Annotated in this window: 22 protein-coding genes and 1 riboswitch; of the genes, 12 read left to right on the top strand and 10 right to left on the bottom strand. The window is 72.9% G+C overall.

Translation table 11 applies throughout. The annotated features are described in order from the left end of the window. Window positions 1–172 precede the first annotated feature (172 nt). Window positions 173–1555 (bottom strand): vWA domain-containing protein, encoded by a 1383-nt coding sequence (locus tag ACZ53K_RS13470; protein WP_468835017.1) that lies wholly within the window; start codon window positions 1553–1555, stop codon window positions 173–175. Between the two features lie 564 nt (window positions 1556–2119). Here ACZ53K_RS13470 and ACZ53K_RS13475 point away from each other — a divergent pair. The 4 genes from ACZ53K_RS13475 to ACZ53K_RS13490 all read left to right on the top strand — a co-directional run bounded on the left by ACZ53K_RS13475 (window position 2120) and on the right by ACZ53K_RS13490 (window position 5803). Continuing rightward, window positions 2120–3355, top strand: a complete 1236-nt coding sequence (locus tag ACZ53K_RS13475; protein WP_468835019.1) for an alpha/beta hydrolase — start codon at window positions 2120–2122, stop codon at window positions 3353–3355. A gap of 80 nt (window positions 3356–3435) precedes the next feature. Beyond that, window positions 3436–4107: an ABC transporter permease gene (locus ACZ53K_RS13480; RefSeq protein WP_468835022.1), complete on the top strand. Its 672-nt coding sequence runs from the start codon at window positions 3436–3438 to the stop codon at window positions 4105–4107. Next, window positions 4104–4778, top strand: a complete 675-nt coding sequence (locus ACZ53K_RS13485; protein ID WP_468835025.1) for an ABC transporter permease — start codon at window positions 4104–4106, stop codon at window positions 4776–4778. The genes ACZ53K_RS13480 and ACZ53K_RS13485 overlap by 4 nt, the downstream gene beginning before the upstream one ends. Before the next feature lie 104 nt (window positions 4779–4882). Beyond that, on the top strand, window positions 4883–5803 hold the full coding sequence (locus tag ACZ53K_RS13490; protein ID WP_468835262.1) for an ABC transporter substrate-binding protein: 921 nt from the start codon (window positions 4883–4885) through the stop codon (window positions 5801–5803). Window positions 5804–5816: 13 nt separating this feature from the next. Here the strand turns inward: ACZ53K_RS13490 and ACZ53K_RS13495 are convergent, their stop codons facing one another. Both ACZ53K_RS13495 and ligD read right to left on the bottom strand, forming a co-directional pair. Further along, a complete protein-coding gene (locus tag ACZ53K_RS13495) occupies window positions 5817–6974 on the bottom strand; it encodes an ABC transporter ATP-binding protein (RefSeq protein ID WP_468835028.1) in 1158 nt (385 codons plus the stop codon). 121 nt (window positions 6975–7095) lie between these two features. Beyond that, window positions 7096–8040, bottom strand: a complete 945-nt coding sequence (ligD, locus tag ACZ53K_RS13500; RefSeq protein WP_468835031.1) for a non-homologous end-joining DNA ligase — start codon at window positions 8038–8040, stop codon at window positions 7096–7098. A 285-nt stretch (window positions 8041–8325) separates the two neighbouring features. On the opposite strand from ligD, the gene ACZ53K_RS13505 reads away from it, so the two are divergent. Further along, on the top strand, window positions 8326–9267 hold the full coding sequence (locus ACZ53K_RS13505) for an NADP-dependent oxidoreductase (RefSeq protein WP_468835034.1): 942 nt from the start codon (window positions 8326–8328) through the stop codon (window positions 9265–9267). 32 nt (window positions 9268–9299) lie between these two features. Here the strand turns inward: ACZ53K_RS13505 and ACZ53K_RS13510 are convergent, their stop codons facing one another. Both ACZ53K_RS13510 and ACZ53K_RS13515 read right to left on the bottom strand, forming a co-directional pair. Continuing rightward, entirely contained in the window at window positions 9300–10526 is a 1227-nt protein-coding gene (locus ACZ53K_RS13510; protein ID WP_468835037.1) for a cation diffusion facilitator family transporter, read from the bottom strand. Window positions 10527–10717: 191 nt separating this feature from the next. Continuing rightward, window positions 10718–10951, bottom strand: coding sequence for a hypothetical protein (locus tag ACZ53K_RS13515; RefSeq protein ID WP_468835040.1), 234 nt, complete (start codon window positions 10949–10951; stop codon window positions 10718–10720). 296 nt (window positions 10952–11247) lie between these two features. Between ACZ53K_RS13515 and cbiE the strand changes: the two genes are divergently transcribed. Both cbiE and cobM read left to right on the top strand, forming a co-directional pair. Continuing rightward, a complete protein-coding gene (gene cbiE, locus ACZ53K_RS13520; RefSeq protein ID WP_468835042.1) occupies window positions 11248–12633 on the top strand; it encodes a precorrin-6y C5,15-methyltransferase (decarboxylating) subunit CbiE in 1386 nt (461 codons plus the stop codon). Then, window positions 12630–13454, top strand: a complete 825-nt coding sequence (gene cobM / locus ACZ53K_RS13525) for a precorrin-4 C(11)-methyltransferase (protein ID WP_468835045.1) — start codon at window positions 12630–12632, stop codon at window positions 13452–13454. The genes cbiE and cobM overlap by 4 nt, the downstream gene beginning before the upstream one ends. Before the next feature lie 30 nt (window positions 13455–13484). Here cobM and ACZ53K_RS13530 read toward each other — a convergent pair whose 3' ends face one another. Continuing rightward, window positions 13485–14654, bottom strand: a complete 1170-nt coding sequence (locus ACZ53K_RS13530) for a cobalt-precorrin-5B (C(1))-methyltransferase (RefSeq protein WP_468835047.1) — start codon at window positions 14652–14654, stop codon at window positions 13485–13487. 17 nt (window positions 14655–14671) lie between these two features. Between ACZ53K_RS13530 and ACZ53K_RS13535 the strand changes: the two genes are divergently transcribed. The 3 genes from ACZ53K_RS13535 to ACZ53K_RS13545 all read left to right on the top strand — a co-directional run bounded on the left by ACZ53K_RS13535 (window position 14672) and on the right by ACZ53K_RS13545 (window position 16573). Continuing rightward, the gene (locus tag ACZ53K_RS13535) at window positions 14672–15445 is read left to right on the top strand and encodes a cobalt-precorrin-6A reductase (protein ID WP_468835050.1); all 774 of its coding nucleotides are present in this window, start codon (window positions 14672–14674) and stop codon (window positions 15443–15445) included. Between the two features lie 171 nt (window positions 15446–15616). Then, on the top strand, window positions 15617–16192 hold the full coding sequence (locus ACZ53K_RS13540) for a hypothetical protein (protein WP_468835053.1): 576 nt from the start codon (window positions 15617–15619) through the stop codon (window positions 16190–16192). Window positions 16193–16198: 6 nt separating this feature from the next. Continuing rightward, window positions 16199–16573, top strand: coding sequence for a hypothetical protein (locus tag ACZ53K_RS13545; RefSeq protein WP_468835056.1), 375 nt, complete (start codon window positions 16199–16201; stop codon window positions 16571–16573). A 29-nt stretch (window positions 16574–16602) separates the two neighbouring features. On the opposite strand, the gene ACZ53K_RS13550 is transcribed toward ACZ53K_RS13545, so the two are convergent. Beyond that, on the bottom strand, window positions 16603–17580 hold the full coding sequence (locus ACZ53K_RS13550; protein ID WP_468835059.1) for a helix-turn-helix domain-containing protein: 978 nt from the start codon (window positions 17578–17580) through the stop codon (window positions 16603–16605). Window positions 17581–17643: 63 nt separating this feature from the next. Here ACZ53K_RS13550 and ACZ53K_RS13555 point away from each other — a divergent pair, with 63 nt between their 5' ends. Next, window positions 17644–18090: a recombinase family protein gene (locus tag ACZ53K_RS13555; protein WP_468835061.1), complete on the top strand. Its 447-nt coding sequence runs from the start codon at window positions 17644–17646 to the stop codon at window positions 18088–18090. 289 nt (window positions 18091–18379) lie between these two features. Here ACZ53K_RS13555 and ACZ53K_RS13560 read toward each other — a convergent pair whose 3' ends face one another. From ACZ53K_RS13560 to cobG, 3 genes are read right to left on the bottom strand one after another with little or no spacing between them, the layout of a single operon-like run. After that, on the bottom strand, window positions 18380–19918 hold the full coding sequence (locus ACZ53K_RS13560) for a precorrin-2 C(20)-methyltransferase (RefSeq protein ID WP_468835064.1): 1539 nt from the start codon (window positions 19916–19918) through the stop codon (window positions 18380–18382). Next, on the bottom strand, window positions 19915–20547 hold the full coding sequence (locus ACZ53K_RS13565; RefSeq protein ID WP_468835066.1) for a precorrin-8X methylmutase: 633 nt from the start codon (window positions 20545–20547) through the stop codon (window positions 19915–19917). Before ACZ53K_RS13565 ends, ACZ53K_RS13560 begins: the two co-directional genes overlap by 4 nt. A 19-nt stretch (window positions 20548–20566) precedes the next feature. Continuing rightward, window positions 20567–21961 carry a precorrin-3B synthase gene (cobG, locus tag ACZ53K_RS13570; protein WP_468835069.1) on the bottom strand — a complete coding sequence of 465 codons (1395 nt, stop codon included), beginning with the start codon at window positions 21959–21961 and terminating at the stop codon, window positions 20567–20569. Window positions 21962–22008: 47 nt separating this feature from the next. Then, window positions 22009–22156, top strand: a riboswitch (cobalamin riboswitch). Window positions 22157–22194: 38 nt separating this feature from the next. On the opposite strand from cobG, the gene cobN reads away from it, so the two are divergent. Further along, complete coding sequence (gene cobN / locus ACZ53K_RS13575) at window positions 22195–25866, top strand: cobaltochelatase subunit CobN (RefSeq protein ID WP_468835072.1); 3672 nt, start codon at window positions 22195–22197, stop codon at window positions 25864–25866. Window positions 25867–25925: the final 59 nt, after the last annotated feature.

A 25925-nucleotide genomic window follows, 5' to 3' on the forward strand; every position in this document is an offset into this window, starting at 1 on the left:
GTGGTGATGAAGAATTCAACCAACGCGTGGTGGTGTGGTGGCGTGGTGGCGTTGAGGTGTGGTGGTGGAAATGCCGTGACGGAATGCCGACGGCCGCGGCGGGCCGGGTGGCCCGGCCGCGGCCGGTGGGTGGAGCTGGAGTGGGTGGAGCCGGGGTGGGCGGGGGCGGGCGTCAGGCGGGGAGGATGCCGGCGGTGCGGGCTTCCTGGAGCCAGGCGGGGAACTCGACCATGAGCTGCTGGTAGAGGTCGGCGTCGGCGAGCGAGCGGGGGTCGCGGCCGGCGTGGAAGAAGCCGGCGTTGTCGACGACGCGCTTCTCCGGTACGGCCAGGTCGTCCAGCTTGCGGAGGAAGTCGAAGCCCTTGGCGTCCGGATCGCCGAACCCGATGAACTGCCAGAAGATGGGCAGCTTCGCGGCCTCGCAGAGGGCCTTCTCGGCGGCCGGCTTGGAGGTGGGGGCGCCGTCGGTCTGGAAGATGACGAAGGCGGGGTCGGTCGCGCCGGACTTCTCGTAGTGCTCGATCACGGCGTTGATCGCCCAGTGGTAGTTCGTACGGCCCATGTGGCCGAGGCCCGCGTGCAACTCCTCGACGCGGCCCTCGTAGTTGGCCAGGTCGAGTTCGGCGGTGCCGTCGACGTCGGTGGAGAAGAAGACCACCGGCACGGTGCCGTCGTCGTCGAGGTTGGCGGACAGGCCGAGGGCCTGCTCGGCCAGGTGCTGGACCGTGCCGTCCTTGTAGTAGTTGCGCATCGACCCGGAGCGGTCGAGTACGAGGTAGACCGCGGCGCGCTGGGTGGCCAGCCCCTGCTTTTCGAGGGAGACCCGGGCGGCCTTGTAGAGACTGACGAGGCCGGGGGCCTGGGACTCGATTTTGGTGAGGGAGGTGGGGGAGGGGGCTGGGGTGGAGTCGTTTCCGGTGACGGGTTCCGGGGCGGGCTCGGGTTCGGGGGTCGGCGCGGCCTTGGGCTCGGGGGTCGGCGCGGGCTCGGGTTCCGTCTTGGCTACGGGAGCCGCTTCGGCTTCAGGTTCTGCCTTGGACTCGGGCTCGGCCTTCGGTTCCGGCTTCGGTTCCGCCTTGGGCTCCGGCTCTGCCTCGGCCGCCGGTGCAGTCTCCGGCTTCGACTCCGGCTTCGGCTCTGCCTCAGCCTTCGGCTCCGCCTCCGGCGTGGAGGGCTCCTGGGCCTGCGTCGGCTCCTGGTTCTGTGCCGGCTTCGGGGTGTCGAAAGCCTGGGAGACCAGGTCGGAGGCCGAGTCCTCGGAGGAGGAAGCGGAGGAGGAAGAGGAAGGGGAAGGTGTGGCGGTCGCGGGGGCGTCGTCGGAGGAGGTGCCCTGGGTGGGGACGGTCGCGGCCGCGGCCGGTGGGGCGGCGGGGGCGGTGCGGGCGGTGGGGACGGCGGGGTCGCGGGGGGCGGCGGGTTCCGGGGTGGCCTCTTCACGGGCCTCCGGGATGGTCGCTGTTTCCGGCGCCCGAGTGCCGCTCGCCGCCTCGTTCGATTCCTCGCGGGCCGCCTTGGAGCGACCGAAAGCGTTGCGCAGCAGACTCCGAATGCCCATCGGCGAACCTCTCTTGCGTGTGTGGGGTGCGGCGAATGTCCGAGAAGCGCGGACATGTCCCTGACCAGGCCGGACACGTAAGGGTAGCCGCCTGGGCCGGTCCCATCGTGGGACCCCGCGCGTCTCACGGCACGCCCCGTTTGGGTGTTTTGTCACGAGCAGTGGTGTGAGGGGTGGTGTGGGGGTGGGGGGCTGTCTGGGTGGGGCGTGTGTTCGGAGAGCGTATGTGCGGCGGGCGAGTGGGGGGAGGGCCGGGGCAGAGGTTGAGGGGAGGTGGGCGTGGCTGGGGGTGGATGTTTGTGCGGTGTGAGGGGTGGTGTGGGTGGGGTGGCGGTTGGGAGGGGGCGTTGTGCGGGGCGGGGGGTGTGCGCGTCCGTGCACGTCACATGGGGGGTGGCCCGGGCCGCAGCCGTTGGGGCGGTGGCGCTGGGCGGAGCGGTGGGTACGGGCGGAGGCCGGTGGCCGTGTGCCGTGTGGTGACTCATCGGCCGGCGGCCCGTTGACCCTGGCGGCGGTCCGGGAGGGCCGGACAACCCTCGTACGGGTGACGGGAGATGTGGACGCATGGGGCTGACCAGCCAGTCGCTCGAAATTGTGGTGATCATGCTGGCCGTGGCCTGTGTGGCCCTGACGGTGTGGCTGTGGCCGCGGCTGTCCCTGCGCGGTGTGCTCCCCGTACTGGGCAGGCTCGGGTCCATCCTCGTCACCCAGGTGGCGATCCTGTGTTCGCTCGCGCTGGCAGTGAACTCCAGCTTCGAGTTCTACAGCAGCTGGGACGAGCTGCTCGGCCACACCGACGAGGCGCCGGTGGCGGTGAGCAAGGGCGGCGGTCCTCGGTACGCCGATGCCGGGGCGCTGCGGGGCGGGCTGGTCCAGCCCGCCGGGCCGCAGGGGCTGGACCGGGTGACCGGCCTGCCGCAGGGCGCGCCCGGTGAGGTCGGCAAGGTGGAGTCCGTACGGATCGTCGGGCGCCGTACCCGCGTCATCAATCCGGCTTTCGTCTATCTGCCGCCGCAGTACTTCCAGCACCAGTACCGCCGTCAGCGCTTCCCCGTATCCGTCGTCATCAGCGGTTATCCGGGCGGCATCATGAACCTCGCCCAGCATCTCCGGATCCCGCAGACCGCGGGCCGGCTGATCGGGGAGGGCCGGATGCAGCCGACCGTACTGGTGATGGTCCGGCCGACGATCGCGCCGCCGCGGGACACCGAGTGCGTGGACGTGCCGGGCGGGCCGCAGGCCGAGACGTTCTTCACCCGGGACCTGCCGGAGGCGGTCAAGGCGGCCTACCGGGTGGGTCATGATCCGAGCGCCTGGGGCGCCTTCGGCTATTCGTCCGGTGGTACGTGTTCGCTGCTGCTGGCCCTGCGCAATCCCGGCGTCTACACCTCCGCGGTCTCGCTCTCCGGTGATTACGCAGTGAAGGGCGACCTGACGACCGGGAGCCTCTTCGGCAGCGGTACGGCTGCCGGGCGGCGGGAGCGCGAGCACGACCTGCTGTGGCGCCTGAAGAACCTGCCCGTACCGCAGGTCTCCGCGCTGGTGGCCAGCAGCCGCCTGGGCGAGCCGAACCATCCGGACACGCTGCGGTTCATCGCGGCGGCGAAGCCCCCGATGACGGTCGACTCCATCGTTCTGCCGCGCGGCAGCCACCAGTTCTCGACGTGGCGGCGGGAGGTGGCGCCGGCTCTGGAGTGGCAGGCGCGTCAGCTGACGTTCCCGCAGGACGTGGAGGCCGCGCACGCGCCACCGAAGCGGCCGGGGGTGGGGTCGGCGCCGTCGCCGAAGCCGTCACCGTAGGGAACAGGAACCGGCGTTCGTCCTCACCCGTCCGGCCCACCCGGCAGGACACCCGCCCCCCACCGCGGTGCACTTCTACAGTGACCGCCCCTCCGGACGACTGCCTGGCCCGCAACGACTGGATCTGTGGTGACTACCTCGCCACCCGCCGCCACATCCTCCTCGACGCGGTGCTCCAGCACCTGCACCTCACCGTGGTTTCCGTGCTGCTCGGCCTGGTGATCGCGCTGCCGCTGGCGCTGATCGCGCGCCGGTGGCGGTGGACGGTGGGGCCGGTGCTGGGCGTCACCACCGTGCTCTACACGGTTCCGTCGCTCGCGATGTTCTCGCTGCTGCTGCCGCTGTACGGGCTGTCCGGCACCCTCGTCATCGTGGGGCTGGCGCTGTACTCGCTCACCCTGCTCGTACGGAACATCCTGGCGGGCCTGGCGGGCGTACCGGAGGAGGCGAAGGAGGCGGCGCGCGGTATGGGGTACGGGCCGTTGCGGCAGTTGCTGGCCGTGGAGCTGCCGCTGGCGGTGCCCGCAGCGATGGCGGGGCTGCGGATCGCCACCGTCTCCGCCGTCGCGCTGACGACGATCGGGGCGATCGTCGGCCACGGCGGCCTGGGCAATCTGATCTACGCGGGCATGAACTCGTTCTTCAAGGCGCAGGTGCTGACGGCGTCCGTGCTGTGCGTCGTCATCGCGGTCGCCTTCGACCTGCTGCTGCTCGGGCTGGAGCGGCTGCTGACTCCGTGGCGGCGCGCGTGAAGACGATCGGGAAGGTCTGGGACTGGCTGGGTACGGGCGCTCATTGGGCCGGTGAGAACGGCATCTGGCACCGCCTCACGGAACACCTGCTGCTGACCGTCGGCTGTCTGCTCGCCGCCTGCCTGATCGCGCTGCCTGTCGCCGTCACCCTCGGGCACCTCGGCCGCGGCGGCGCGCTGGCCGTCAACCTCGCGAACGTCGGTCGTGCCGTGCCCACCTTCGCGGTGCTGGTGCTGCTCCTGCTCACTCCGCTCGGGCGGCACGGGGACTGGCCGACGTTCATCGCGCTGGTGCTGTTCGCGCTGCCGCCGCTGCTGACCAACGCGTACGTCGGGATGCGGGCGGTGGACCGGGACGTGGTGGAGGCGGCCCGCGGGATGGGGATGTCCGGCGGGCAGCTGGTGTGGCGGGTGGAGGTGCCGCTGGCGCTGCCGCTGGTGCTGACCGGGGTACGGATCGCCGCGGTGCAGCTGGTCGCCACGGCGACGCTGGCCGCGCTGGTCGGCGGGGGCGGGCTCGGCCGGATCATCACCGCCGGGTTCAACCTGGCGAGTACGCCGCAGGTGGTCGCGGGGGCGGTGATCGTGGCGGTGTTCGCGCTGCTGATGGAGGCGGTGTTCGAGGTGGCCCAGCGGCTGGGGCCGGCGTGGGCGCGGGGGAGGACGCGGTGAGCGGGCGAGGCGGCGTACCGGCGGCCGGGCGGGGTGGCGTATCGGCGATCGCGCGGGGTGGTGTACCGGCGGCCGGGCTCCGGCGTGCGCGCCGGAGGCTTCGCCTGGGCGCGCTGCTGGCGCTCGTACTCACCGGCTGCGCCTCCGGCCCCTCCCTGGAGAACCGCGGGCAGGTCACCGCCTCGCCCGGCGACAGCAAGCACCTCTCGATCGGTTCGGCCGGTTTCACCGAGAGCGAGCTGCTGGCTCAGATGTACGCGGTACTGCTCGGCAAAGCCGGGTACGGGACCGACATCCTCACCGTCGGCAACCGGGAACTCTACGAGCCGTCCCTGGAGAGCGGTCAGATCGACGTCGTACCCGAGTACGCGGCGACCTTCGCCGACTGGCTGAACGCCAAGACCAAGGGTGCCGACGCCGACCCGGTCGCCTCGCCGGACCTCGGCACGACGATGAAGGTGCTGCGCGGCCTGGCCACACCCCGCGGCCTGACCGTGCTGCCGCCGGGCCGGGCCGTCGACCAGAACGCGTTCGCCGTGACCGCCGCGTACGCGAAGCAGCACCGCCTGAAGACGCTCAGCGACCTGGGGCGCGCCAAGCTGCCGGTACGGCTGGCGGCGGGCGACGAGTGCGTGCAGCGGCCGTTCTGCGCCCCGGGCCTGAAGCGTACGTACGGGATCGACATCACGGCCGTCGACCCGAAGGGGGTGGGCACCACGCCCGCCAAGCAGGCCGTGCAGAACGGGCAGGACCAGATGGTGCTGACCACCAGCACCGACGCGACGGTCGAGCAGTTCGGGCTGGTCTTCCTGGAGGACGACAAGAAGCTCCAGAACGCGGACTACGTCGTTCCGGTCGTCAACCGGGCCCGCGCGGGCAGCGCGCGGGTCGCGGCGGCGCTCGGCAAGCTCAACTCCGTGCTGACGACGCGGGACCTGGCGGAGCTGAACCAGCGGGTGGACAGCTGGCGGCGGCTGCCGGAGGACGTGGCGCGGGACTATCTGCGGGGGAAGGGGCTGCTGTAACTGGAGCTCGCCCTCAGTCCGTAGGCACCGAATCCACCTCCGCCTCCTCCCGCGGCACCCCCTGCTCGTCCGAGCCGATCGTGCGCCGCAGCGCCTCGTGCAGCTTGGCCGGGGTCAGGACGCCCAGGAAGCGGGTGCCGTCCACGACGGCGATCCAGCCCGCGTCGTACTTGAGCATTTCGCTGAAGGCGTCCTTCAGCGAGCCGCTGACCGGTACCCACGCCTCCATCCGGCGCGCGTGCGCCGAAACGTTCCCGCGCGCCCCGGATACCTCCTCCGTACCCACCCACCCGTGCAGCCCGCCCTCCTCGTCCAGGACGACGGCCCAGCGCGCACCCTCCGCACGCAGCCGTTCCGCCGCCCGGTCGGCCGGTTCGCCGAGGCGGGCGAAGGGCGGGTGCTCCAGGTCGCCGGGGTCGATACCGGTGACCGCGAGCTGCTTCAGCGCCCGGTCGCTGCCGACGAACTCGGCGACGTACGGGGAGGCCGGCGCGCCCAGCACGCTCGCCGGAGTGTCGTACTGCTCGATCCGGCCCTGCCCGTAGACCGCGATCCGGTCGCCCAGCCGGATGGCCTCCTCGATGTCGTGGGTGACCAGCAGCACCGTCTTGTGCAGGGACGCCTGGAGCCGCAGGAACTCCTTCTGCAGCCGGTCGCGGACGACCGGGTCGACCGCGCCGAACGGCTCGTCCATCAGCAGGACGGGCGGATCGGCGGCCAGCGCGCGGGCCACGCCGACGCGCTGCCGCTCGCCGCCGGAGAGCTGGTCCGGATAGCGCGGCCCGTGTACTGCGGGGTCCAGGCCCACCAGTTCCAGGAGTTCGGCGGCGCGGGCACGGGCCTTCTTGCGCGGCCAGCCGAGCAGGTGCGGGACGGTCGCGGTGTTGTCGAGGACGGTGCGGTGCGGGAAGAGGCCGGTCTGCTGGATGACGTAGCCGATGCGGCGGCGCAGGCGTACGGGGTCGGCCGTCGCGATGTCCTGGTCCTCGACGACGATACGGCCGCCGGTCGGGTCGATGAGCCGGTTGACCATCTTCATCGTCGTGGTCTTGCCGCAGCCGGACGGTCCGACCAGCGTCACCAGCTCGCCCTCGGCGACCTCGAAGGACAGGTCGTCCACGGCCGTGGTGCCGTCGGGGTAGCGCTTGCTGACGGACTCGAACCGGATCATTGGTCCATTGAAGCCCGCGGCCCGGAGACGGTCGCCTTATGCAGGCAAACGGGCGGGGCGGCACCAGCCCTCCCCCCCCCGGGCCCTACTCCTCCGCCCCCTCCTACTCCTCCGCCCCCTCCTACTCCTCCGCCCCCTCCAACGCCTCCAGCCGTTCCCGCGCCGCCCGTACCGACCGTCCGCGCCAGGACAGCCCGGACCACGGGTCGTCCTCGGCGAGTCGGTCGGGGAGGGTGGCCACCGTCCACCGCTGCGCCGTCAGCTCGGGGTCGGCCAGCTCGTCGCGGGTGATCGGCGTCGCCACCGGCGCGCCCGGCTTGGCCCGTACGGAATAGGGCGCGACCGCGGTCTGCGCGTACGCGTTGCGCTGTACGTCCAGGTAGACGCGGCCCTTGCGGTCGGCCTTGCGCTGCTCGGTGGTGAGCCGGTCCGGGTGGCGGCGGGCGAGCCTTTCGGCGGCCAGGTGCGCGAAGTCGCGCACCGCGTCGAAGTCGGAGTTGCCGTCCAGCGGGGCGATGACGTGCAGGCCGCGCGAGCCGGTGGTCATCAGGCGGGCGGGCAGTTTCAGTTCGTCCCACAGTTCGCAGACCCGGTGGGCGGCCCACCGTACGTCCTCGAAGTCCGCGCCCTCGGACGGGTCGAGGTCGAAGATGAGCAGGTCGGGGTGGTCGGGGCGGTGCTCGCGGGAGAGCCAGCGGTGGACGGTGACGGTGGCCTGGTCCGCGAGGTAGACGAGGGTCGCCGGGTCGTCGCACACGACGTGGGTGACGGTGCCGCCCTCCTTGGACTGCTCGGAACGCCGTACCCAGTCGGGGAAGTAGTCGGGCGCGTTCTTCTGCATCAGGGGCTTGCCGCCGATGCCGTCGGGGTGGCGTTCCATCATCAGCGGCCGGTCGCGCAGATGCGGTACAGCGCGCCGGGCGACCGCCTTGTAGTGCTCGGCCAGGCCGGCCTTGGTGAGCCCGTCGTCCGGGAAGAGGACCTTGTCGGGCCGGCTGATCCTGACCGTGCGCCGCCCCGCCTTGATGGTGTGTGCGTCGTCCGCGCCGCCGTTGCTGCCGCTCATACCGAGGACGGGTAACCGGCCGGGCCGCGGGACAAACGCGGTGCGGCGCGGGGACCGGGCGGCACCGGTTCGGCGGGGGGCCGTACGAGTTGCTTCCGGGGCACCGCCCCTCGTCCTGCCGCATACCTCCCGGTTCGCGTGCTTACGATCCTGGGGGCTGTCGTCACCTGGCGTCGTTTCACCCGAAGGCGGGCCGCGACCGGCGCCACGTTGACGGCGGCCCCTTGCCCTGCCATCGGTCGGGAGGGTGGATCGTGGATCGTTCGGGCGGAAGGGAACGCGACGATGAAGGCCGTAGCAGTCACCGCATTCGGCGAACAGCCCCAGCTCATGGAACTGTCGGAGCCCGACCCCGGACCCGGCGAGGTCCTGGTGCGGATGTCCGCCGCCGGGGTCAACCCGCTCGACTGGAAGATCGCCGACGGTCTCCTCAAGGACGCGGCCCGGCACACCTTCCCCCTCGTCCTGGGGTCGGACGGGGCGGGCGAGGTGGTCGCCATCGGCACCGGCGTGCGCCGCTTCACGGTGGGCGACTCGGTGTTCGGCCAGTTCCAGCGGCCGGAGCGGGGCGCCGGCTCGTACGGCGAGTTCGCGGTGGCCCAGGAGAAGGCGCTGGCCGGCGCGGCCCGCAGCGTCACGTACGCGACGTCCGCCGCCGTCCCCACGGCCGGGACGTCCGCGTACAACCTGGTGGAGGAGACCCGGATCGGCGAGGGCAAGCGGGTCCTGATCGTCGGCGGCACCGGCGGCGTCGGCACCTTCGCCACCCAGCTCGCGGCCGGCCGGGGCGCGGAGGTGATCGCCACCGCGCGGCCGGGCCTGACGGACCTGATGCGCAGCCTGGGCGCCGCCGAGACGGTCGACCATGCGCTGGGCCCGGTGGCCGACCAGGTGCTGGCGGCCCACCCCGACGGGGTGGACGTGCTGCTCGACCTGGTCAGCGGCCCGGCCGCGTTCGGCGAGATGACCCGGACCGTACGGGACGGCGGCACGGCCGTCTCCACCGTCGGGTCCGCCGACGCGGACGCCCTGACCGACCACAACCTGCGCGGCTTCAACTTCCAGAACCGGCCCTCGCCGCAGCTCCTGGAAATCCTCGCCGGACAGCTCGACGCGGGACGGCTGACGGTGATCCTCGGCGACGAGACCACGCTGGAGGAGGCTCCGGAGGCGCTGGAGACGAGCCGTACGGGGCACGCTCAGGGGAAGACGGTCATCACTTTCTGACGGCTGCCCCCTCTGCCCGCCCCTCGGTGCCCTCAGTGGTCGTGCGGCCCCGGCCGGTGGACCGGCCCGTGCGTGTCCTCGCAGTGCGGCGGGACCAGCGCCGCCTCGTCCGGCCCTGCCGCTATGTGCAGCACCTCGCCGGGCCGTGGCTGTTCGCCCACGTGGTCGACCTGGAGGGTGGCGTGGGTGATGCCGTACTTCAGGCTCAGCAGCTCGTGCAGGCCGCGGCGTACGGCGTGGCAGTCGCCGCCCGGCGCGACCAGGATGTGCGCGGACAGGGCCGGTTCGCCGGACGTGATCTCCCAGATGTGCAGGTCGTGGACCTCCACGACCTGGTCCACCTCGACCAGGTGGTCCCCCAGCGCGTCCGGGTCCACCCCGCTCGGCGCGGCCTCCATGAAGATCCGTCCGGACTCGCGGACCAGGCCGGTGCCGGCCCGCAGCATCAGGACGACCACGACGAGCGAGGCGATGGCGTCGGCCCGCGCGAAGCCGGTGGTCAGGACGACCGCGCCGGCGACGGCGGTGGCGATGAAGCCGAACAGGTCGGTGAGGATGTGCTGGTAGGCGCCCTCGACGTTCAGGCTGCTGCGGTTCGCCTTGGAGATGCACCAGGCGGCCGCGATGTTGACGACGACCCCGGCGAGCGCGGTGACCAGGACCAGGCCGCCGGTCACCTCGGGCGGTGACACCAGGCGGGTGATCGCCTCGTACCCGAGCCAGAGGGACAGTACGAGCAGCGTGATGCCGTTGGCCTGCGCGGACAGGATCTCGGCCCGCTTGAGCCCGTACGTGTAACCGCCGCGCGCGGGCCGCGCGGCCAGCCGCATCGCGACCAGGGCCAGCACGATCGAGGCGGCGTCGGTGAGCATGTGGGCCGCGTCGGAGATCAGCGCCAGGGAGCGCGCGAGGAACCCGATCACCACCTCCACGGCCATGAACGCGGTGATCAGCGTCAGCGCGGCACGCAGCCAGCGGCGGTCGGCGTCGGGGGAGAGCGCGTGGGAGTGGGAATGGGAGTGGCCGTGTCCATGGCCGTGGCCGTGCCCATGGCTCTGCCCTTGCCCATGCTCATGGCTGTGTTGCTGCCGGTGCTCGTTGTTCCCGTGCGCGGCGGGCGCCTGCGCGGTGGGCGGGTGCCCGTTGTCGGCGGCCCCGTCGGTGGTCGCGTCGGCGGTTCCGCCGGCGGTCACATCGGTGCTCGCGACATCGGTCGCGTCGGCGGTGGCGTCATTGGTGGCGTGGGCGTGCTCGGTCATGGGGCGCGCTCCTCCCTGGGGCGTCCGTAAGGACGTGCGCAAGGAAGCAAACCGCACTTCGCCGCGAGATCCAAAGGCTGCACCGGTGACCGTTGTCATTACCGTCGGGCGGCGCATCACCGCAGGTCACAGCGGTGTGTGCGGTCAGCCGCGCGGCGGCCCGGTCCGCGGCCGGGCCGCCTGCCGCGGCGTCACCGGTCCCGGCCGGTTCGTCGTAGGGCGGCCGCCAGCCGCCGCGCCACGTCGGGGGCACAGCGGCCCAGCTCCACCAGCGGCCGCGGCGCGTCGGCCGCCAGCGACGGGCCGTCCAGCCCCAGCGACGGCAGGGTGACCCCCACCCCGGCCAGTGCGGCCTGCAACTCGTCCCGTGCCGCCTCCGCGTCCCTGATCTGTCCGTCCGCCGTCGCGCGTTCGACTGTGTCCATGATTCGCAGCGCCTTCCCTCGGTGCCCATGTAGCGCTTCCACCGAAGAGCATCGTTCAGTGAAAGCACGATTACTAGGGGTAGCCAATTATGGGGCCGCGAAACGAGATCGGGAGGGCTTGCGCCGATACCTGCGCATCCGGCCGTACGAGCCCGCCGACGAGGCGCCCGGGGCCTGCCTCTTACTCTTGAAACCGCCCCGACCGGGTGTGTGTCCCGGTTGACTTTCCGCGTCCACCGGACCCCGTCGTGCCGCCCCGTACGGCGAACCGACCCGAAGCCATGAGGTAACCGGCAGTGACCCCCGCCCCGCCGCCCGACCCGGCCCCCGTAACGCCCGCGCCGCGTACACCGGCCCCCGCACCCACCCGCGTCACCGTCGTGGGCATCGGCGCCGACGGCTGGGACGGGCTGCCGGCCGCGTCCCAGGAGGCGCTGCGCGGCGCCGGGACGCTCATCGGCGGCGCGCGGCAGCTCGACCTGCTGCCCGCCGAGTGCGCGGGCGAGCGGGTGCCGTGGCCGTCACCGCTGCGGCCCGCCGTACCGGGGCTCCTCGCCGCGCACGCCGGGCGCGAGGTGTCCGTGCTGGCCAGCGGCGATCCGATGTTCCACGGCATCGGGCGGACGCTCACCGAAGTGCTCGGCGAGGCGGATGCCGCGCCGCCGCGCGTGCTGCCGCACCCGTCCTCCGTCTCGTACGCGTGCGCCCGGCTCGGCTGGCCCGTTGAGGACACCGAGGTCGTCACCCTCGTCGGCCGCCCCCTGGCGGGCCTGACGGGCGCCCTGCACGACGGCCGCCGTCTCCTCATCCTCTCCGCGGGCGCCGGCACCCCGGCCGAGGTCGCCGAACTGCTGCGCGAACGCGGCTTCGGGCCGACCCGGATGCGCGTACTGGAACAGCTCGGCGGCCCGCGCGAACGCCATACCGAGGCCACGGCGGCCGCGGACTGGCCGCCACCGCCCGCCGACGGCAGCGACCCGGTGCACGCCATCGACCCCCTCAACGTCATCGCCCTGGACTGCGCCCGCGCCCCGGAAGCCCTCCGGCTCTCCGCCGCCCCCGGCCTGCCCGACGCCGCGTACGAGCACGACGGCCAGCTGACCAAACGCCACGTACGCGCCGCCACGCTCGCCGCACTGGCCCCCGCGCCCGGCGAACTGCTGTGGGACATCGGCGGCGGCTCCGGCTCCATCGGCATCGAGTGGATGCGTACGCACCGGGCCTGCCGCGCCGTCGCCGTCGAGCGGGACGCCGTACGGGCCGGACGCATCACCCGCAACGCGGACGCGCTCGGCGTACCGGCACTGCGCGTGATCACCGGACCCGCGCCCGAAGCGCTCGTCGGCCTGCCCACCCCGGACGCCGTGTTCATCGGGGGCGGCCTGACCGCGCCCGGCCTCCTGGAGGCGTGCTGGGCGGCGCTGCCCCCGGGCGGCCGGCTGGTCGCCAACACCGTCACGCTGGAGTCCGAGGCGCTGCTCGCCGACTGGTACCGGCGGCACGGCGGCGAACTCGTCCGGCTCGCGGTCGCGCACGCCGTACCGGTGGGCGGCTTCACCGGCTGGCGGCAGGCCATGCCGGTCACCCAGTGGTCGGTCACCAAGGCCCCGGCCGAAGCCTCCAATGCCTCCTCCGCCTCCCTCGCCTCTGACGCCCCCTCTGCCCCTGGAGACGCACAGTGACCGTCCACTTCATCGGCGCCGGCCCGGGCGCCGCCGACCTGATCACGCTGCGCGGCGCCCGTACGCTGGCCCGCTGCGAGGTCTGCCTCTACGCGGGCAGCCTGGTGCCGCGCGAACTCCTCGACGAGTGCCCGCCCGGCGCCCGCCTGATCGACACCGCCAAGCTGGACCTCGACCAGATCACCGCCGAACTGGTCCGCGCCCACCAGGCCGGCCAGGACGTCGCCCGCCTGCACTCCGGCGACCCGTCCGTCTTCAGCGCCGTCGCCGAGCAGATGCGCCGCCTGGACGCGGCGGGCGTGCCGTACGAGGTCGTTCCCGGCGTGCCGGCGTTCGCCGCCGCGGCGGCCGCGCTCAAGCGCGAACTGACCGTCCCCACCGTCGGCCAGACCGTCATCCTCACCCGCGTCGCCCAGCAGGCCACCCCCATGCCCGAGGGCGAGGACCTGGCGACCCTGGGCCGCAGCGGCGCCCTCCTGGTCCTGCACCTCGCCGCCCGCTACGTGGACCGGGTCGTCGGCGAACTCCTGCCGCACTACGGCGCCGACTGCCCCGCCGCGGTCGTCGCGATGGCCTCCCGCCCCGACGAACTGGTCCTGCGCGGCACCCTCGCCGACATCGCGGACCAGATGAAGGCGGCGGGCGTGGTCCGTACGGCGGTCATCATGGTCGGCCGCACGCTGGGCGCTTCGCAGTTCCGCGACAGCCACCTGTACTCGACGGAGCGGGAGCGCGACTGCACGGGGAGGTCGGTGGTCACCGAGACCACCGAGGCCGATGGGGCCACTGCGACCACCGAGGCCGCCGACCAGGCGCCGTAACCCCCGGGGCGCCGGCACTCGGGCCCGGCCCTACGGCCCCTTGGCCCCGACCCGCCCCACCACGTTCCCCGCCCGATCGATGCAGATCACGTCGACCGCGACGGGCGCGCCACGCAGGACCGCCAGGGCCTCGTCGCGGGCCCGCGCGGCGACCAGGTCACCGAGCGGCACGCCGCGCGCCGCGCACAGCTGGAGCGCGCCCAGCCCCGTGTTGGCCCCGGCGACCTCGGCCGCCAGCGCCTCGTCCGCACCACCCTGCCGGGCCAGCTCCGCGAGGAACCCCTTGTCCACCTGCGAGCGCGCCGAGTGCAGGTCCAGGTGCCCGGCCGCCAGCTTCGACAGCTTCGCGAAGCCGCCGCAGACCGTCAGCCGGGGTACGGGATGCCGGCGTACGTACTTCAGCACCGCGCCCGCGAAGTCCCCCATGTCCAGCAGCGCGTCCTCGGGCAGACCGTGTTCCGCGACGACGACCTTCTCCGAGGTCGAGCCGGTGCATCCGGCCACGTGCGTACGCCCGGCGGCGCGCGCCACGTCCACACCCCTGCGGATCGAGTCGATCCACGCCGAGCACGAGTACGGCACCACGATCCCGGTCGTCCCCAGGATCGACAGCCCACCCAGAATCCCCAGCCGCGGATTCCACGTACTCCGTGCGATCTCCTCACCGTGATCGACCGACAGCTCGATCTCGACGTCACCGACGCCGCCCCCGTACCGCTGCGCGACCTGCGCCACATGCTCCCGCATCATCTGCCGCGGTACGGGATTGACCGCCGGCTCCCCGACGTCCAACGGCAGCCCGGGGCGGGTGACCGTACCGACCCCCGGCCCGGCCTTGAACACCACCCCGCTGCCCGCCGGAAGGCGCCGCACCGTCGCCCGCACCAGCGCCCCGTGCGTCACATCCGGATCGTCGCCCGCGTCCTTGACGACCGCCGCCATCGCGCTGCCGCCGTCCGCCGCCAGCTCCTCGGCAGCCAACGCGAACGCGGGCGTCTGCCCCTTCGGCAGCGTGATCGTCACCGGGTCGGGGAAGTCCCCGGCCAGCAGCGCCGTATACGCGGCCGTCGTCGCCGCGGTGGCGCAGGCGCCGGTCGTCCAGCCGTGCCGCAGCCCGGTATGCGCAAGCTGCGCCGTACGGCCACCGGCCCCACTTCCCGAGCCTCCCGTACCGTTCCTCTCCGAACCCGCCTCAGCCATGGAGAAGGCCGCCCGCCATGACCGACCCCGCCACCCTTGTCCGTGCCCCCCACATCCTGATCCTCGGTGGCACGACCGAGGCCCGCCGGCTGGCCGCCGACCTGGCGGACCGGCTGCCCGGCCTGCACGTCACCACATCCCTCGCCGGCCGGGTGGCCGCGCCCCGGCTGCCGGCCGGAGAGGTCCGCATCGGCGGGTTCGGAGGCCCGGACGGCCTCGCACACTGGCTGCGCGAGCACGCGGTGGACGCGCTCATCGACGCCACCCATCCCTTCGCCGGCACGATCAGTTTCAACGCGGCACAGGCGGCCGCCACCGCCCATGTTCCCCTGCTCGCGCTCCGCAGGCCCGGCTGGGTCCCCGGCCCGGACGACACCTGGCACCCGGTCGCCTCCCTCCCCGAGGCCGCCGCCGCCCTCCCCGCCCTCGGCCACCGCGTCTTCCTCACCACCGGCCGCATGGGCCTCGCCACCTTCGCCCACCTCACCGACCTCTGGTTCCTCGTCCGCTCCGTGGACGCCCCCGAGCCACCGTTCCCGCCCCGGATGGAGGTCCTCCTCGACCGCGGCCCCTTCACCCTCGAAGGCGAACGAGACCTGCTCCGGGCCCACCGCGTCGACGTCCTGGTGACCAAGGACAGCGGCGCGACGGCCACGGCCCCGAAACTGACGGCGGCGCGGGAGGCGGGGGTGCCGGTGGTGGTCGTACGGAGGCCGGCCGTACCGACCGGCGTCCCGGTGGTGGGGGCGCCTGGGGAGGCGGTGGAGTGGGTTCGGGAACGACTCCTCTGACCTGGCGCGTGGCAGCGGGGCTGCCTTTGTTGCCGCGTCGCTTTTGACGGTACGCATACGCGCGGGCCGTTGTACCGGTGATCCGGGCGGGCCGAGACTGATGGGGCCATGCCACCCGGACAGCGGCCCGGCCGCTGGGGTGGTCACCATGCCTGTTCAGGGGGAGAACTCGTGCTCAAAAGGACCGTCACAGCGACCGCCGTGGCGTGCGGCGCCCTCCTCGGCACCACCCTCGCCGGCCCGGCCGGTGCCGTGGAGGCACCCACCGACAACGGCGGCACGTACCTCAGCCGGCCCGTCCCGAAGGACTCGGCGGAGGTCGCGGACCTGGCCCGGGGGCGCGCCGAGGCCGTCCACGTCCGCACGCCTGCGAACAAGCTCTGCACCGGCACCTGGAAGCACGCCGTGTCCACTGTCACCTTCCAGCGTGCCCACGGAGGCACGCTGGCCTGGGGATTCAAGCTGTCCCACACGTCCCGCGCGAACCTCGGGTCGCCGGTGGTCGTCTCGATGCCGTACGCGTACGTCAACGGGAAATCGATCAACCCGCCGTACAGCCCGCACACCGCCGTCAGCACGTACAACTTCCACGGCAGCATGAAGAAGTACCAGTACACGGGCGGCGGCTCCGGAACCATCGCCACCGGGAACAAGGTCACGTTCTACTGGTTCCTGAAGGGCGCCAAGCCGAACACGGCGGCCGACCGCTACATCACCTGCAAGGTCCCCAAGCCCGGGAGCGCGTGACCTGCCATGAGCCGTAAGCCCCGCACCACTGCCACCGTCCGCGTGCTGGACGGCCGTCACGAGCTCACGCTGCACGGAGTGACCCGTCAGGACGACGCGTTCGGCATCAGCTACACGGTCGCTCCGCCGTTGCCGGACGACTCCGGAGGCGGGGGTGGTGCCGTTCTGCTGATCCTCGAAGCCGAGGACGACCTCGGCAACGAGTACAGCGACTGGGGCGGGGCGTACGGCACCAGCGACGACGGCTCACATACGAACGGCGCACTCACCGCACAACCGGCCCTGCCGGCCGATGCGCGGAGCGTCGCCGTCCACGTCACGTTCTTGCGAGGTGGCGAGGAGTGGACATACGACGTGCCGCTGGACGTGCCGCCGGTCTGACCGGGACGACGCGACGCCCGGGGAGTGCATCAGCTCTGCACGGTGAGGAGATGGTCGTCCAGTTCCGTCACGAAGTGTTCGCCGTGCCAAGGGCGGAGAGCGGGGCGGGCATTGCGTAGACGGAGTGAGGGGGCGCGGCCGTCTATGGCGGTCACCGCGCGGGTGACCAGGGCGCGGAGTTCTGCCAGTTGGCGGTCGCTCTCTCCGTGGTGGGCCAGTGCGGTGAGGAGTTCGGTGAAGTCGCTGCCGGGGGCGAGGTGCGGGGTGCCGTCGGCGGCGCGTGCGTAGAGATGGGCCGGCAGGAGTTGGTAGTGGTGGCCGGGGTGGACCGGGTTGGTGCCGTTCTCCCAACGCGAGACGCTGCGCTGCACGCTGACGGTGGGCACAGCGAGCGGTATGCCCAGCTCGGCTCCGGTGTCGGCGAGGGCTCGGGACAGATCGGCCAGGGACCAGCCACGGGACTTGCGCAGGCGCTTCAGTGTGCGGGCGCCGACGGCGGTGTCACGCGCGTTCATGGGCACATGATGCCCGTACGGCAGCTCAAATCGGCACGATGAGACGGGGTTTGCCGAGGGAAGGCGTATAGTCGAGAGTTTGCCAGGTGCCGGTTCTTCCGGTTGCCGGGTCGTGTCTGCGAGCGGGAACCCGATGGTCAGTTCGCTGTGGTCCACCATCCATCGGTTACGTGCGTGGTAAGCGGCGGAGTGAAGTGCGGGAGCCCGTAGTTCCACTACTTCGGTGATACGGCTCCGGCATTGCTCGACGGCCTGTCGTGCCTCTTCCGGCTGTTGCGCGGCGGTCGTCGGCACGGCCAGGGTGATGGCGGCGCGGGAGTCGGCCGCGAGCCACAGCAGTGCGAGGGAGTCGATGCCTTTCGCGCCGCCGATGAAGAAATGGGAGCGGGCGGTGGCGAAAGGGGCGAGGTAGGCGGTGAAGCGCGTCTCGTACCACTGGTCCGAGTGGTGGCCGGTGGAGCGGGTACCGGTGACGGTGATGGTGCTGCGCATGATCAACCCCGTGTCACAGGTTGTCGTCTGCCACTCTCGCCGCAGCCTCGCTGGAATCGGTGCATGGGCACGAAATCACCCTCGCCGCGCGCCACGGCCGCCTGCAACGAGACCCTCCGGACCGGCGGGCGGCCAGCCTCCCCGCTCGCATTCATCTATGACCGCAGTGCGACAAGGTCGCACAGCCTCCTCGACCTGCGGCTCACCGGCTGCCAGAACCACGCCGGCCGGTGGGGCTGGGAAGTGGCCGGTACGTGGGTCGACCTCGGTGACCACGCCATCGACATTCAGCGGCCGCAGTTCTGCGAGCTGCTCGAAGCCATGCGGGCAGTGGCGCGATGGCGGAAGGCGATCTGCCTGGTGCACAACTGGGGGCGGCTGGCCCAGGACGGTGACGTACGCCTGCGGCAGCAACAGCGGGTGGCGCAGACGGGTGGCTGCACCGCGACGACATTCGACGAGTCGGACGAACGGTGCCGGAGTGTGCTGACCGGCGTGGGCTGTTGGTAAGGGCGGTGGGCGCGTGAAAGGAATGCGTACGGCACATCCTGCTCGCGCGCTGTTGCCCGCGTCGGAAATCCTGGCCGTGACCGGCTCGGCGGCTTCATACCTCGCTATCCGCAGCCTCCGGGACCGGAGCGACAGCCTCAATGGGTCATCGACCGCACCACGGCGCTCATGATGGAGGCCGGGTTCGTGGTGCCCGTGCCCGTGCGGGGAGATGGGGGTTTCGATACGGACTGGTCCAGGGGCGGGCGGGCCGGGGATCGTGCCCCGCACCCGCCCGTCGCTCCGTCGGTTACCTCTCCGGATACCTCCGAGGCGTCCACACCGTCTCCCGGTCATCCTCGTCCCGCCGTACCGACTCCGTCTGCGACGAGCCGATGAGGAGGATCGTGCGCATGTCGACCTCCTCGGGGGCGAGGTCGGACAGCGGCACTACGCGTACGGACTCGGTCGGGCCGCCCACGTCGCGGGCCATGACCACCGGGGTGTCGGGGGACCGGTGTTCCAGGAGGAGTTCGCGGGCCTTGGCGACCTGCCAGGTGCGGGTGCGCGAGCCGGGGTTGTAGAGGGCCAGGGCCAGGTCGGCGGAGGCGGCGGCGTGGAGGCGGTCGGCGATGACTTCCCAGGGCTTGAGGCGGTCGGAGAGGGAGATGACCGCGTAGTCGTGGCCGAGGGGGGCGCCCGCGCGGGCGGCTGCCGCGTTGGCTGCGGTGACGCCGGGGAGGACGTCGACGGGGAGGGAGCGGTACGGCTCCTGGGCGGCCACTTCCAGGACGGCGGTGGCCATGGCGAAGATGCCGGGGTCGCCGCCGGAGACGACCGCGACCCGGCGGCCGCGGCGGGCCAGGTCGAGGGCGAGTTCGGCGCGTTCGGACTCGACCTTGTTGTCGGAGGCGTGGCGGGCCTGGCCGGGGCGTACGGGGACGCGGTCGAGGTAGGTGGTGTAGCCGACGAGGTCGGTGGCCGAGGCGAGGGCGCCGCGGGATTCGGGGGTGAGCCACAGGGGGCCCGCCGGGCCGGTGCCGACGACCACGACCGAGCCGCTGTCAGGTGCGGGGGGCGGGGTGGCGATGCGGGAGGGGACGACGGCCACCGAGAAGTAGGGGACGGTGGCCGGGTCGACGGAGGTGAGGGGCGCGGTGCGTTCGCCCGGCATCGTGGCGCGTTCGACGTAGTCGGCCTCGGGGAGGCGGCCGGAGTCGGTGAGGGCCTGGTGTACGGAGGGGAAGGTGCGGCCGAGCTTCATGACGACGGCGGCGTCGGTGGCGGCCAGGCGGGCGGTCAGTTCCTCGGTGGGGAGGGTGCCGGGGAGGATGGTGAGGACCTCGTCGGCTTCGCAGAGCGGCTTGCCGAGGCGGGCCGCGGCGGCGCTGACCGAGGTGACGCCGGGGATGACCTCGGTTTCGTAGCGGTCGGCCAGGCGCTGGTGCATGTGCTGGTACGAGCCGTAGAAGAGGGGGTCGCCCTCGGCGAGTACGGCGACGGTGCGGCCCGCGTCGAGGTGGGCGGCGAGGCGGGCGGCGGCTTCGGTGTAGAAGTCGTTGAGAGCGCCTCGGTAGCCGTCGGGGTGGTCGGGCGTCTCGGTGGTGACCGGGTAGATCAGGGATTCTTCGTGGTGGTCCGGGCGGATGTGGCGCTCGGCGATCGAGCGGGCGATGGAGCGGCCGTGGCGGGCGCTGTGATACGCGATCACGTCGGCCGAGGAGATGACGTCGACGGCGCGCAGGGTCATCAGGTTCGGGTCGCCGGGGCCGAGGCCGACGCCGTACAGGCGTCCTGGGGCAGGGGAGGACTGCTCGGCTGTGCGGCCGGCGGTGTGCTGCTCGGTCACTCTTCCACGCTCGCTATCGCGTTGATCGCTGCCGCGGCCATGGCGCTGCCGCCGCGCCGCCCGCGTACCACCAGGTGTTCCAGGCCCGAGGGGTGCTGGGCCAGCGCGTCCTTCGACTCGGCCGCGCCGATGAAGCCGACCGGGATGCCGATGACGGCGGCCGGGCGGGGCGCGCCCTCCTCGATCATCTCCAGGAGGCGGAAGAGGGCGGTGGGGGCGTTGCCGACGGCGACCACCGCGCCGTCCAGGCGGTCGCGCCACAGTTCGAGGGCGGCGGCGCTGCGGGTGGTGCCCATGCGCTTGGCCAGGTCCGGTACGGACGGGTCGGCGAGGGTGCAGAGCACGTCGTTGCCGGCGGGGAGCCGCTTGCGGGTGACGCCGCTGGCGACCATGTTCGCGTCGCAGAGGATGGGGGCGCCGCCGCGCAGGGCCTCGCTCGCGCGGGCGACGACCTCGGGGGAGTACGCCAGGTCGCGTACGAGGTCGGTCATGCCGCAGGCGTGGATCATCCGGACCGCGACCCTGCTGACGTCGTCGGGCAGGTGCGCGAGGTCCGCCTCGGCGCGGATGGTGGCGAAGGACTGGCGGTAGATCTCCGCGCCGTCCTTCTCATAGTCGAACTCGCTCACTGTGCTTCGTTGCCCTCGGTCATGTTGTTGTGCGGTCGGTCGCGCGGGCCGACGCGACGGCGTCGGCGAGGCGGTCGGTGTCGGTCAGGGGGATGGTGGTCGCGTCGGGCGCTCCGTGCCGGGTGCCCCGTACGGACACCTCGTAGGCGTCGCCGGTGGCCACGACATCGACCCACTCGCCGTGCGGGTGGCCGCAGCGGCGGGCGCAGCCCGACCAGTGGACGGGCAGCAGCCCGGGACCGGCCTCGGGACCGCCGGTGCCGCCCTCGCGCAGGGTGGCCACCGCGTCCGCCCGTACGTCGGCCAGGGCTTTGGCGCAGCCGGGGCGGCCGGTGCAGGCGCCGAGGCCGTACCAGGGGGAGGCCGGGTCGGTGACCAGGCCGGCCGTGGCCAGTTCGCGCAGCCGGGCTCCGGCCGTCTCGGGAGACAGGCCGGGGACGACCACGCCGCGCCAGGGTGTCATACGCAGTTCGGCGGAGGCGGCGTGGGCCAGTTGCCGGAGCTGCGCGGTGGTGAGGCGGCCGAGGGGCGCGAGGAGGGAGAGGGCGTGGGTGCCGTCGGGGGAGACGGTCACTCCAGGGCGGGGTGGGGCGGGTGCTGTTGCCGAGGGCACCGGGGCCGTCGGGTACGGCTGCGAATCGGGCTCCTGGAGACGCGTACGCAGCAACGCGCGCACCGCCGCGGCGTCGTACCCGGGCGGCAGTTCCCGTACGCGCCAGGAGCCGTTGCCCGCCTCCTGGGCGACGGAGAGGAAGGCTTCTGCGGCGGCGAGGGCCGCGCGGGGCGCGTCGGGGCCGGGGAGCCGCAGTGCCTCGGTGTCGTCGCCGACGTGCAGCAGCGCCGTGCCGCCGGGTTCTGCGATCAACGTCACATCGCCGCCGAGCGCGGCCGTGTCGCCGCGGCCGTCGTCCAGCGCGAAGAGGAAGCGGCCGGACAGGGCGGGGGCCGTGTCGCTGGCGCACAGGAGAAGGTCCAGTTCACGGGCCCATTCCTGGACGGCGGCGCCGCCGTCCGCGCCTTGCCCGTCGAGTCCGGCGAGGGGGGAGGCGACGATGTTGCGTACGCGTTCGTGGCGGTCGGAGGGGAGCAGGCCGGCGGCGCGCAGCAGGTCGGCGAGGGGGGCGGCGCTGTCTTCGGCGAGGCCGCGCAGCTCCGCGTTGCCGCGGGAGGTGAGGGAGAGGTGGCCGTCGCCGTGGCGGTCCGCGGCGTCGGCCAGCATCTCGCACTGAGGGGGCGTCAGCAGGCCTGCGGGGAGCCGGAGTCGGGCCAGGGCGCCGTCGGCGGCGGAGTGCAGCCGCAGCGCTCCGGGGCAGGCGTCGCCGCGGTCCCGTACGCAGGCGGCACCGCTGTCCCGTACGAGGGATTCGTCCCGATGCGGGGGTATCGCGGGGGTGGGCGGCATGGCGGCGAGCATACCGACGATGGCCCGGGCGGTCCCCGCCCGCCATCCGGGCGCAGCCCTTACTATGCAGGTCGGTGGGTCAGCTGGCCCACCGGACGCCATCGACGGCGCCAAGGGAGGAAGCCCGGTGAGAATCCGGTGCGGTCCCGCCACTGTGAGCCCGGCCACCGCCGGGCGAGCCAGGAACTCCCGCCGTCCGTGAACACCGCCCGGGGCGCGGACCCCGAGGAAGGCCAGACGCCGCAATGATCCTGCTGCTGTCGACGTCCGACACCGACCTGCTCAGCGCCCGTGCGGCCGCCGGTCCCGTGCCGTACCGGCTCGCCAATCCCGCCCGCCTCGACCTCGCGGAGCTGCCCGCGCTCCTGGACGGCGCCGACCTGGTCGTCGTCCGTCTGCTGGGCGGGCTGCGCGCCTGGCAGGAGGGGCTGGACCAGCTCCTCGCGGCCGGCCAGACCCGGCCGGTCGTGGTGCTCACCGGCGAACAGGCACCGGACGCCCAGCTCATGGAGGCGTCCACCGTCCCCATCGGCATCGCGGCCGAGGCGCACGCCTACCTGGCGCACGGCGGCCCGGCCAACCTGGAGCAGCTGGCCCGCTTCCTGTCCGACACCGTGCTGCTGACCGGTCACGGCTTCGAGCCGCCCGCCGCCGCGCCCTCCTGGGGCCACCTGGAGCGCTCGAAGCACCTGGCGGCCGAGGCGCGTACCGGTGCGGAGGTCGTGGCCCGTACGGACGACACGGGTGCCGCGACCGGCCCGCTGGTCGCCGTGCTCTACTACCGCGCCCACCACATGAGCGGCAACACCGGCTTCGTCGAGTCGCTGTGCGAGCGGATCGAGGAGGCCGGCGGGCGGCCGTTGCCGCTGTTCGTCGCTTCGCTGCGGGCGCCCGAGCCGGAGCTGATCGAGGAGCTGCGCGCCGCCGACGCGATCGTGACGACCGTGCTGGCGGCGGGCGGCACCAAGCCCGCCGAGGCGTCGGCCGGCGGCGACGACGAGTCCTGGGACGCGGGCGCGCTGGCCGCGCTGGACGTGCCGATCCTCCAGGCCCTGTGCCTGACCGGGCCGCGCAGTGCCTGGGAGGAGAACGACGAGGGCCTGTCGCCGCTGGACGCGGCCAGCCAGATCGCGGTGCCCGAGTTCGACGGCCGCCTGATCACCGTCCCGTTCTCCTTCAAGGAGACCGACGAGGACGGCCTGCCGGTGTACGTCGCCGACCCCGAGCGCGCCGCCCGGGTCGCCGGCATCGCCGTACGCCACGCCCGGCTGCGCCACATCGCGCCCGCCGACAAACGTCTGGCGCTGGTGCTGTCCGCGTACCCGACCAAGCATTCGCGGATCGGCAACGCGGTGGGGCTGGACACTCCGGCGAGTGCCGTTGCGCTGCTGCGGCGGCTTCGGGAGGAGGGGTATGACTTCGGTGACGAGGCCGTGCCCGGTCTGGAGTCCGGTGTCGGTGACGAGCTGATCTACGCGCTGATCGAGGCCGGCGGCCACGACCAGGAGTGGCTCACCGAGGAGCAGCTCGCCCGCAACCCCGTCCGCATCCCCGCCGCCGATTACAAGCGCTGGTACGGCACGCTGCCGCAGGAGCTGCGCGAGCAGGTCGAGGAGCACTGGGGCCCGCCGCCCGGCGAGATGTTCGTGGACCGGAGCCGGAACCCGGACGGCGACATCGTGCTGGCGGCCCTGCGCCGCGGCAATCTGCTCATCCTCATCCAGCCGCCGCGCGGCTTCGGCGAGAACCCGATCGCGATCTACCACGACCCCGATCTGCCGCCGTCGCACCACTACCTGGCCGCTTACCGCTGGATCGCCGCCTCCCAGGAGGACGGCGGCTTCGGCGCCGACGCCATGGTGCACCTGGGCAAGCACGGCAACCTGGAGTGGCTGCCCGGCAAGAACGCCGGCCTGTCCGCCGCCTGCGGCCCGGACGCGGCCCTCGGCGACCTGCCGCTGATCTACCCGTTCCTGGTCAACGACCCGGGCGAGGGCACCCAGGCCAAGCGCCGGGTGCACGCCACGCTGGTCGACCACCTCGTGCCGCCGATGGCCCGTGCCGAGTCGTACGGCGACATCGCGCGCCTGGAGCAGCTGCTCGACGAGTACGCGGCGATCTCCGCCATGGACCCGGCGAAGCTGCCCGCCATCCGCGCGCAGATCTGGACCCTGATCCAGGCCGCGAAGCTGCACCACGACCTCGGTCTGGAGGAGCGCCCGGACGACGAGGGCTTCGACGACTTCCTGCTGCACGTCGACGGCTGGCTGTGCGAGGTCAAGGACGCGCAGATCCGTGACGGGCTGCACGTCCTCGGCGGCGCGCCCGCCGGTGAGGCGCGCGTCAACCTCGTACTCGCCATCCTGCGTGCCCGGCAGATCTGGGGCGGTACGTCCTCGCTGCCGGGGCTGCGCGAGGCGCTGGGCCTGGACGAGTCGGCGGCGACCCGGACGACCGCCGACGCGGTCGAGGAGCAGGCCCGCGGGCTGGTGCAGGCCATGGACGACGCGGAATGGGACCTGGCCGCCGTCGAGCGGGTCACCGCGGAGCTGCCGGAGGCGCAGCGCGAGCCGGTGGCGGCGATTCTCGCCTTCGCCGCCCGCGAGGTCGTACCGCGCCTGGCCGCCACCACCGACGAGATCGACCACGCCGTGCACGCGCTGGCCGGCGGCTTCGTCCCGGCCGGTCCGTCCGGCTCGCCGCTGCGCGGCCTGGTCAACGTCCTGCCGACCGGCCGCAACTTCTACTCGGTCGACCCCAAGGCGGTGCCCAGCAAGCTCGCCTGGGAGACCGGCCAGGCGCTCGCCGACTCGCTCCTGGAGCGCTACCGCGCCGACCACGGCGACTGGCCCACCTCGGTTGGTCTGTCCCTGTGGGGTACGAGTGCGATGCGTACCTCCGGTGACGACGTGGCCGAGGCGATGGCGCTGCTCGGCATCCGGCCCGTCTGGGACGACGCCTCGCGCCGCGTGACCGGCCTGGAGCCGATCCCGGCCGACGAACTGGGCCGCCCGCGCGTCGATGTGACGCTGCGTATCTCCGGCTTCTTCCGCGACGCGTTCCCGCACGTCATCGGCCTGCTGGACGACGCCGTACGGCTCGCCGCGTCCCTGGACGAGCCCGCCGACGTCAACTTCGTCCGGGCCCACGCCCAGGCCGACCTGGCCGCGCACGGCGACGAGCGGCGCGCCACCACCCGTATCTTCGGCTCCCGCCCCGGCACGTACGGCGCGGGCCTGCTCCAGCTCATCGACTCGCGCGACTGGCGTACGGACGCCGACCTCGCCGAGGTCTACACGGTGTGGGGCGGCTACGCGTACGGGCGCGGGCTGGAGGGCTGCCCGGCGCGCGAGGAGATGGAGACCGCGTACAAGCGGATCGCGGTGGCGGCGAAGAACACCGACACCCGCGAGCACGACATCGCCGACTCGGACGATTACTTCCAGTACCACGGCGGCATGGTCGCGACCGTCCGCGCGCTCAAGGGCACCGCGCCCGAGGCGTACATCGGCGACTCGACCCGCCCCGAGACGGTCCGCACCCGCACGCTGGTCGAGGAGACCTCCCGGGTCTTCCGCGCCCGCGTCGTCAACCCGCGCTGGATCGAGGCGATGCGCCGCCACGGCTACAAGGGCGCCTTCGAACTCGCCGCGACGGTCGATTATCTGTTCGGGTACGACGCCACGACCGGCGTCGTTGCCGACTGGATGTACGACAAGCTGGCCCAGACCTATGTCCTGGACCCGGAGAACCGCGCCTTCCTCCAGGAGGCCAACCCCTGGGCCCTGCACGGCATCGCGGAACGCCTCCTGGAGGCGGAGTCGCGCGGCATGTGGGCCGAGCCGGACAAGGAGACGCTGACGGCGCTCCGGGAGGCGTTCCTGGAGACCGAGGGCGACCTGGAGGACCAGGGCTGATACCCGGGACTCCGATACGACGGCGGAGCGCCGGGCGGGCTGAGTGATCAGCCCGCCCG

The organism is Streptomyces sp. NPDC033221, assembly GCF_055577005.1.

Bases quoted from the DNA above. Each gene is read 5' to 3' on its own strand.
- ACZ53K_RS13495 (WP_468835028.1), bottom strand. From the start codon at position 6,974: ATGATCCGGTTCGAGTCCGTCAGCAAGCGCTACCCCGACGGCACCACG.
- ACZ53K_RS13545 (WP_468835056.1), top strand. From the start codon at position 16,199: ATGAGCCGTAAGCCCCGCACCACTGCCACCGTCCGCGTGCTGGACGGC.
- ACZ53K_RS13530 (WP_468835047.1), bottom strand. From the start codon at position 14,654: ATGGCTGAGGCGGGTTCGGAGAGGAACGGTACGGGAGGCTCGGGAAGT.
- ACZ53K_RS13550 (WP_468835059.1), bottom strand. From the start codon at position 17,580: ATGCGCAGCACCATCACCGTCACCGGTACCCGCTCCACCGGCCACCAC.
- cobN (WP_468835072.1), top strand. From the start codon at position 22,195: ATGATCCTGCTGCTGTCGACGTCCGACACCGACCTGCTCAGCGCCCGT.
- ACZ53K_RS13470 (WP_468835017.1), bottom strand. From the start codon at position 1,555: ATGGGCATTCGGAGTCTGCTGCGCAACGCTTTCGGTCGCTCCAAGGCG.
- cobG (WP_468835069.1), bottom strand. From the start codon at position 21,961: ATGCTCGCCGCCATGCCGCCCACCCCCGCGATACCCCCGCATCGGGAC.
- ACZ53K_RS13515 (WP_468835040.1), bottom strand. From the start codon at position 10,951: ATGGACACAGTCGAACGCGCGACGGCGGACGGACAGATCAGGGACGCG.
- ACZ53K_RS13475 (WP_468835019.1), top strand. From the start codon at position 2,120: ATGGGGCTGACCAGCCAGTCGCTCGAAATTGTGGTGATCATGCTGGCC.
- ACZ53K_RS13505 (WP_468835034.1), top strand. From the start codon at position 8,326: ATGAAGGCCGTAGCAGTCACCGCATTCGGCGAACAGCCCCAGCTCATG.
- ACZ53K_RS13555 (WP_468835061.1), top strand. From the start codon at position 17,644: ATGGGCACGAAATCACCCTCGCCGCGCGCCACGGCCGCCTGCAACGAG.
- ACZ53K_RS13510 (WP_468835037.1), bottom strand. From the start codon at position 10,526: ATGACCGAGCACGCCCACGCCACCAATGACGCCACCGCCGACGCGACC.
- ligD (WP_468835031.1), bottom strand. From the start codon at position 8,040: ATGAGCGGCAGCAACGGCGGCGCGGACGACGCACACACCATCAAGGCG.
- ACZ53K_RS13535 (WP_468835050.1), top strand. From the start codon at position 14,672: ATGACCGACCCCGCCACCCTTGTCCGTGCCCCCCACATCCTGATCCTC.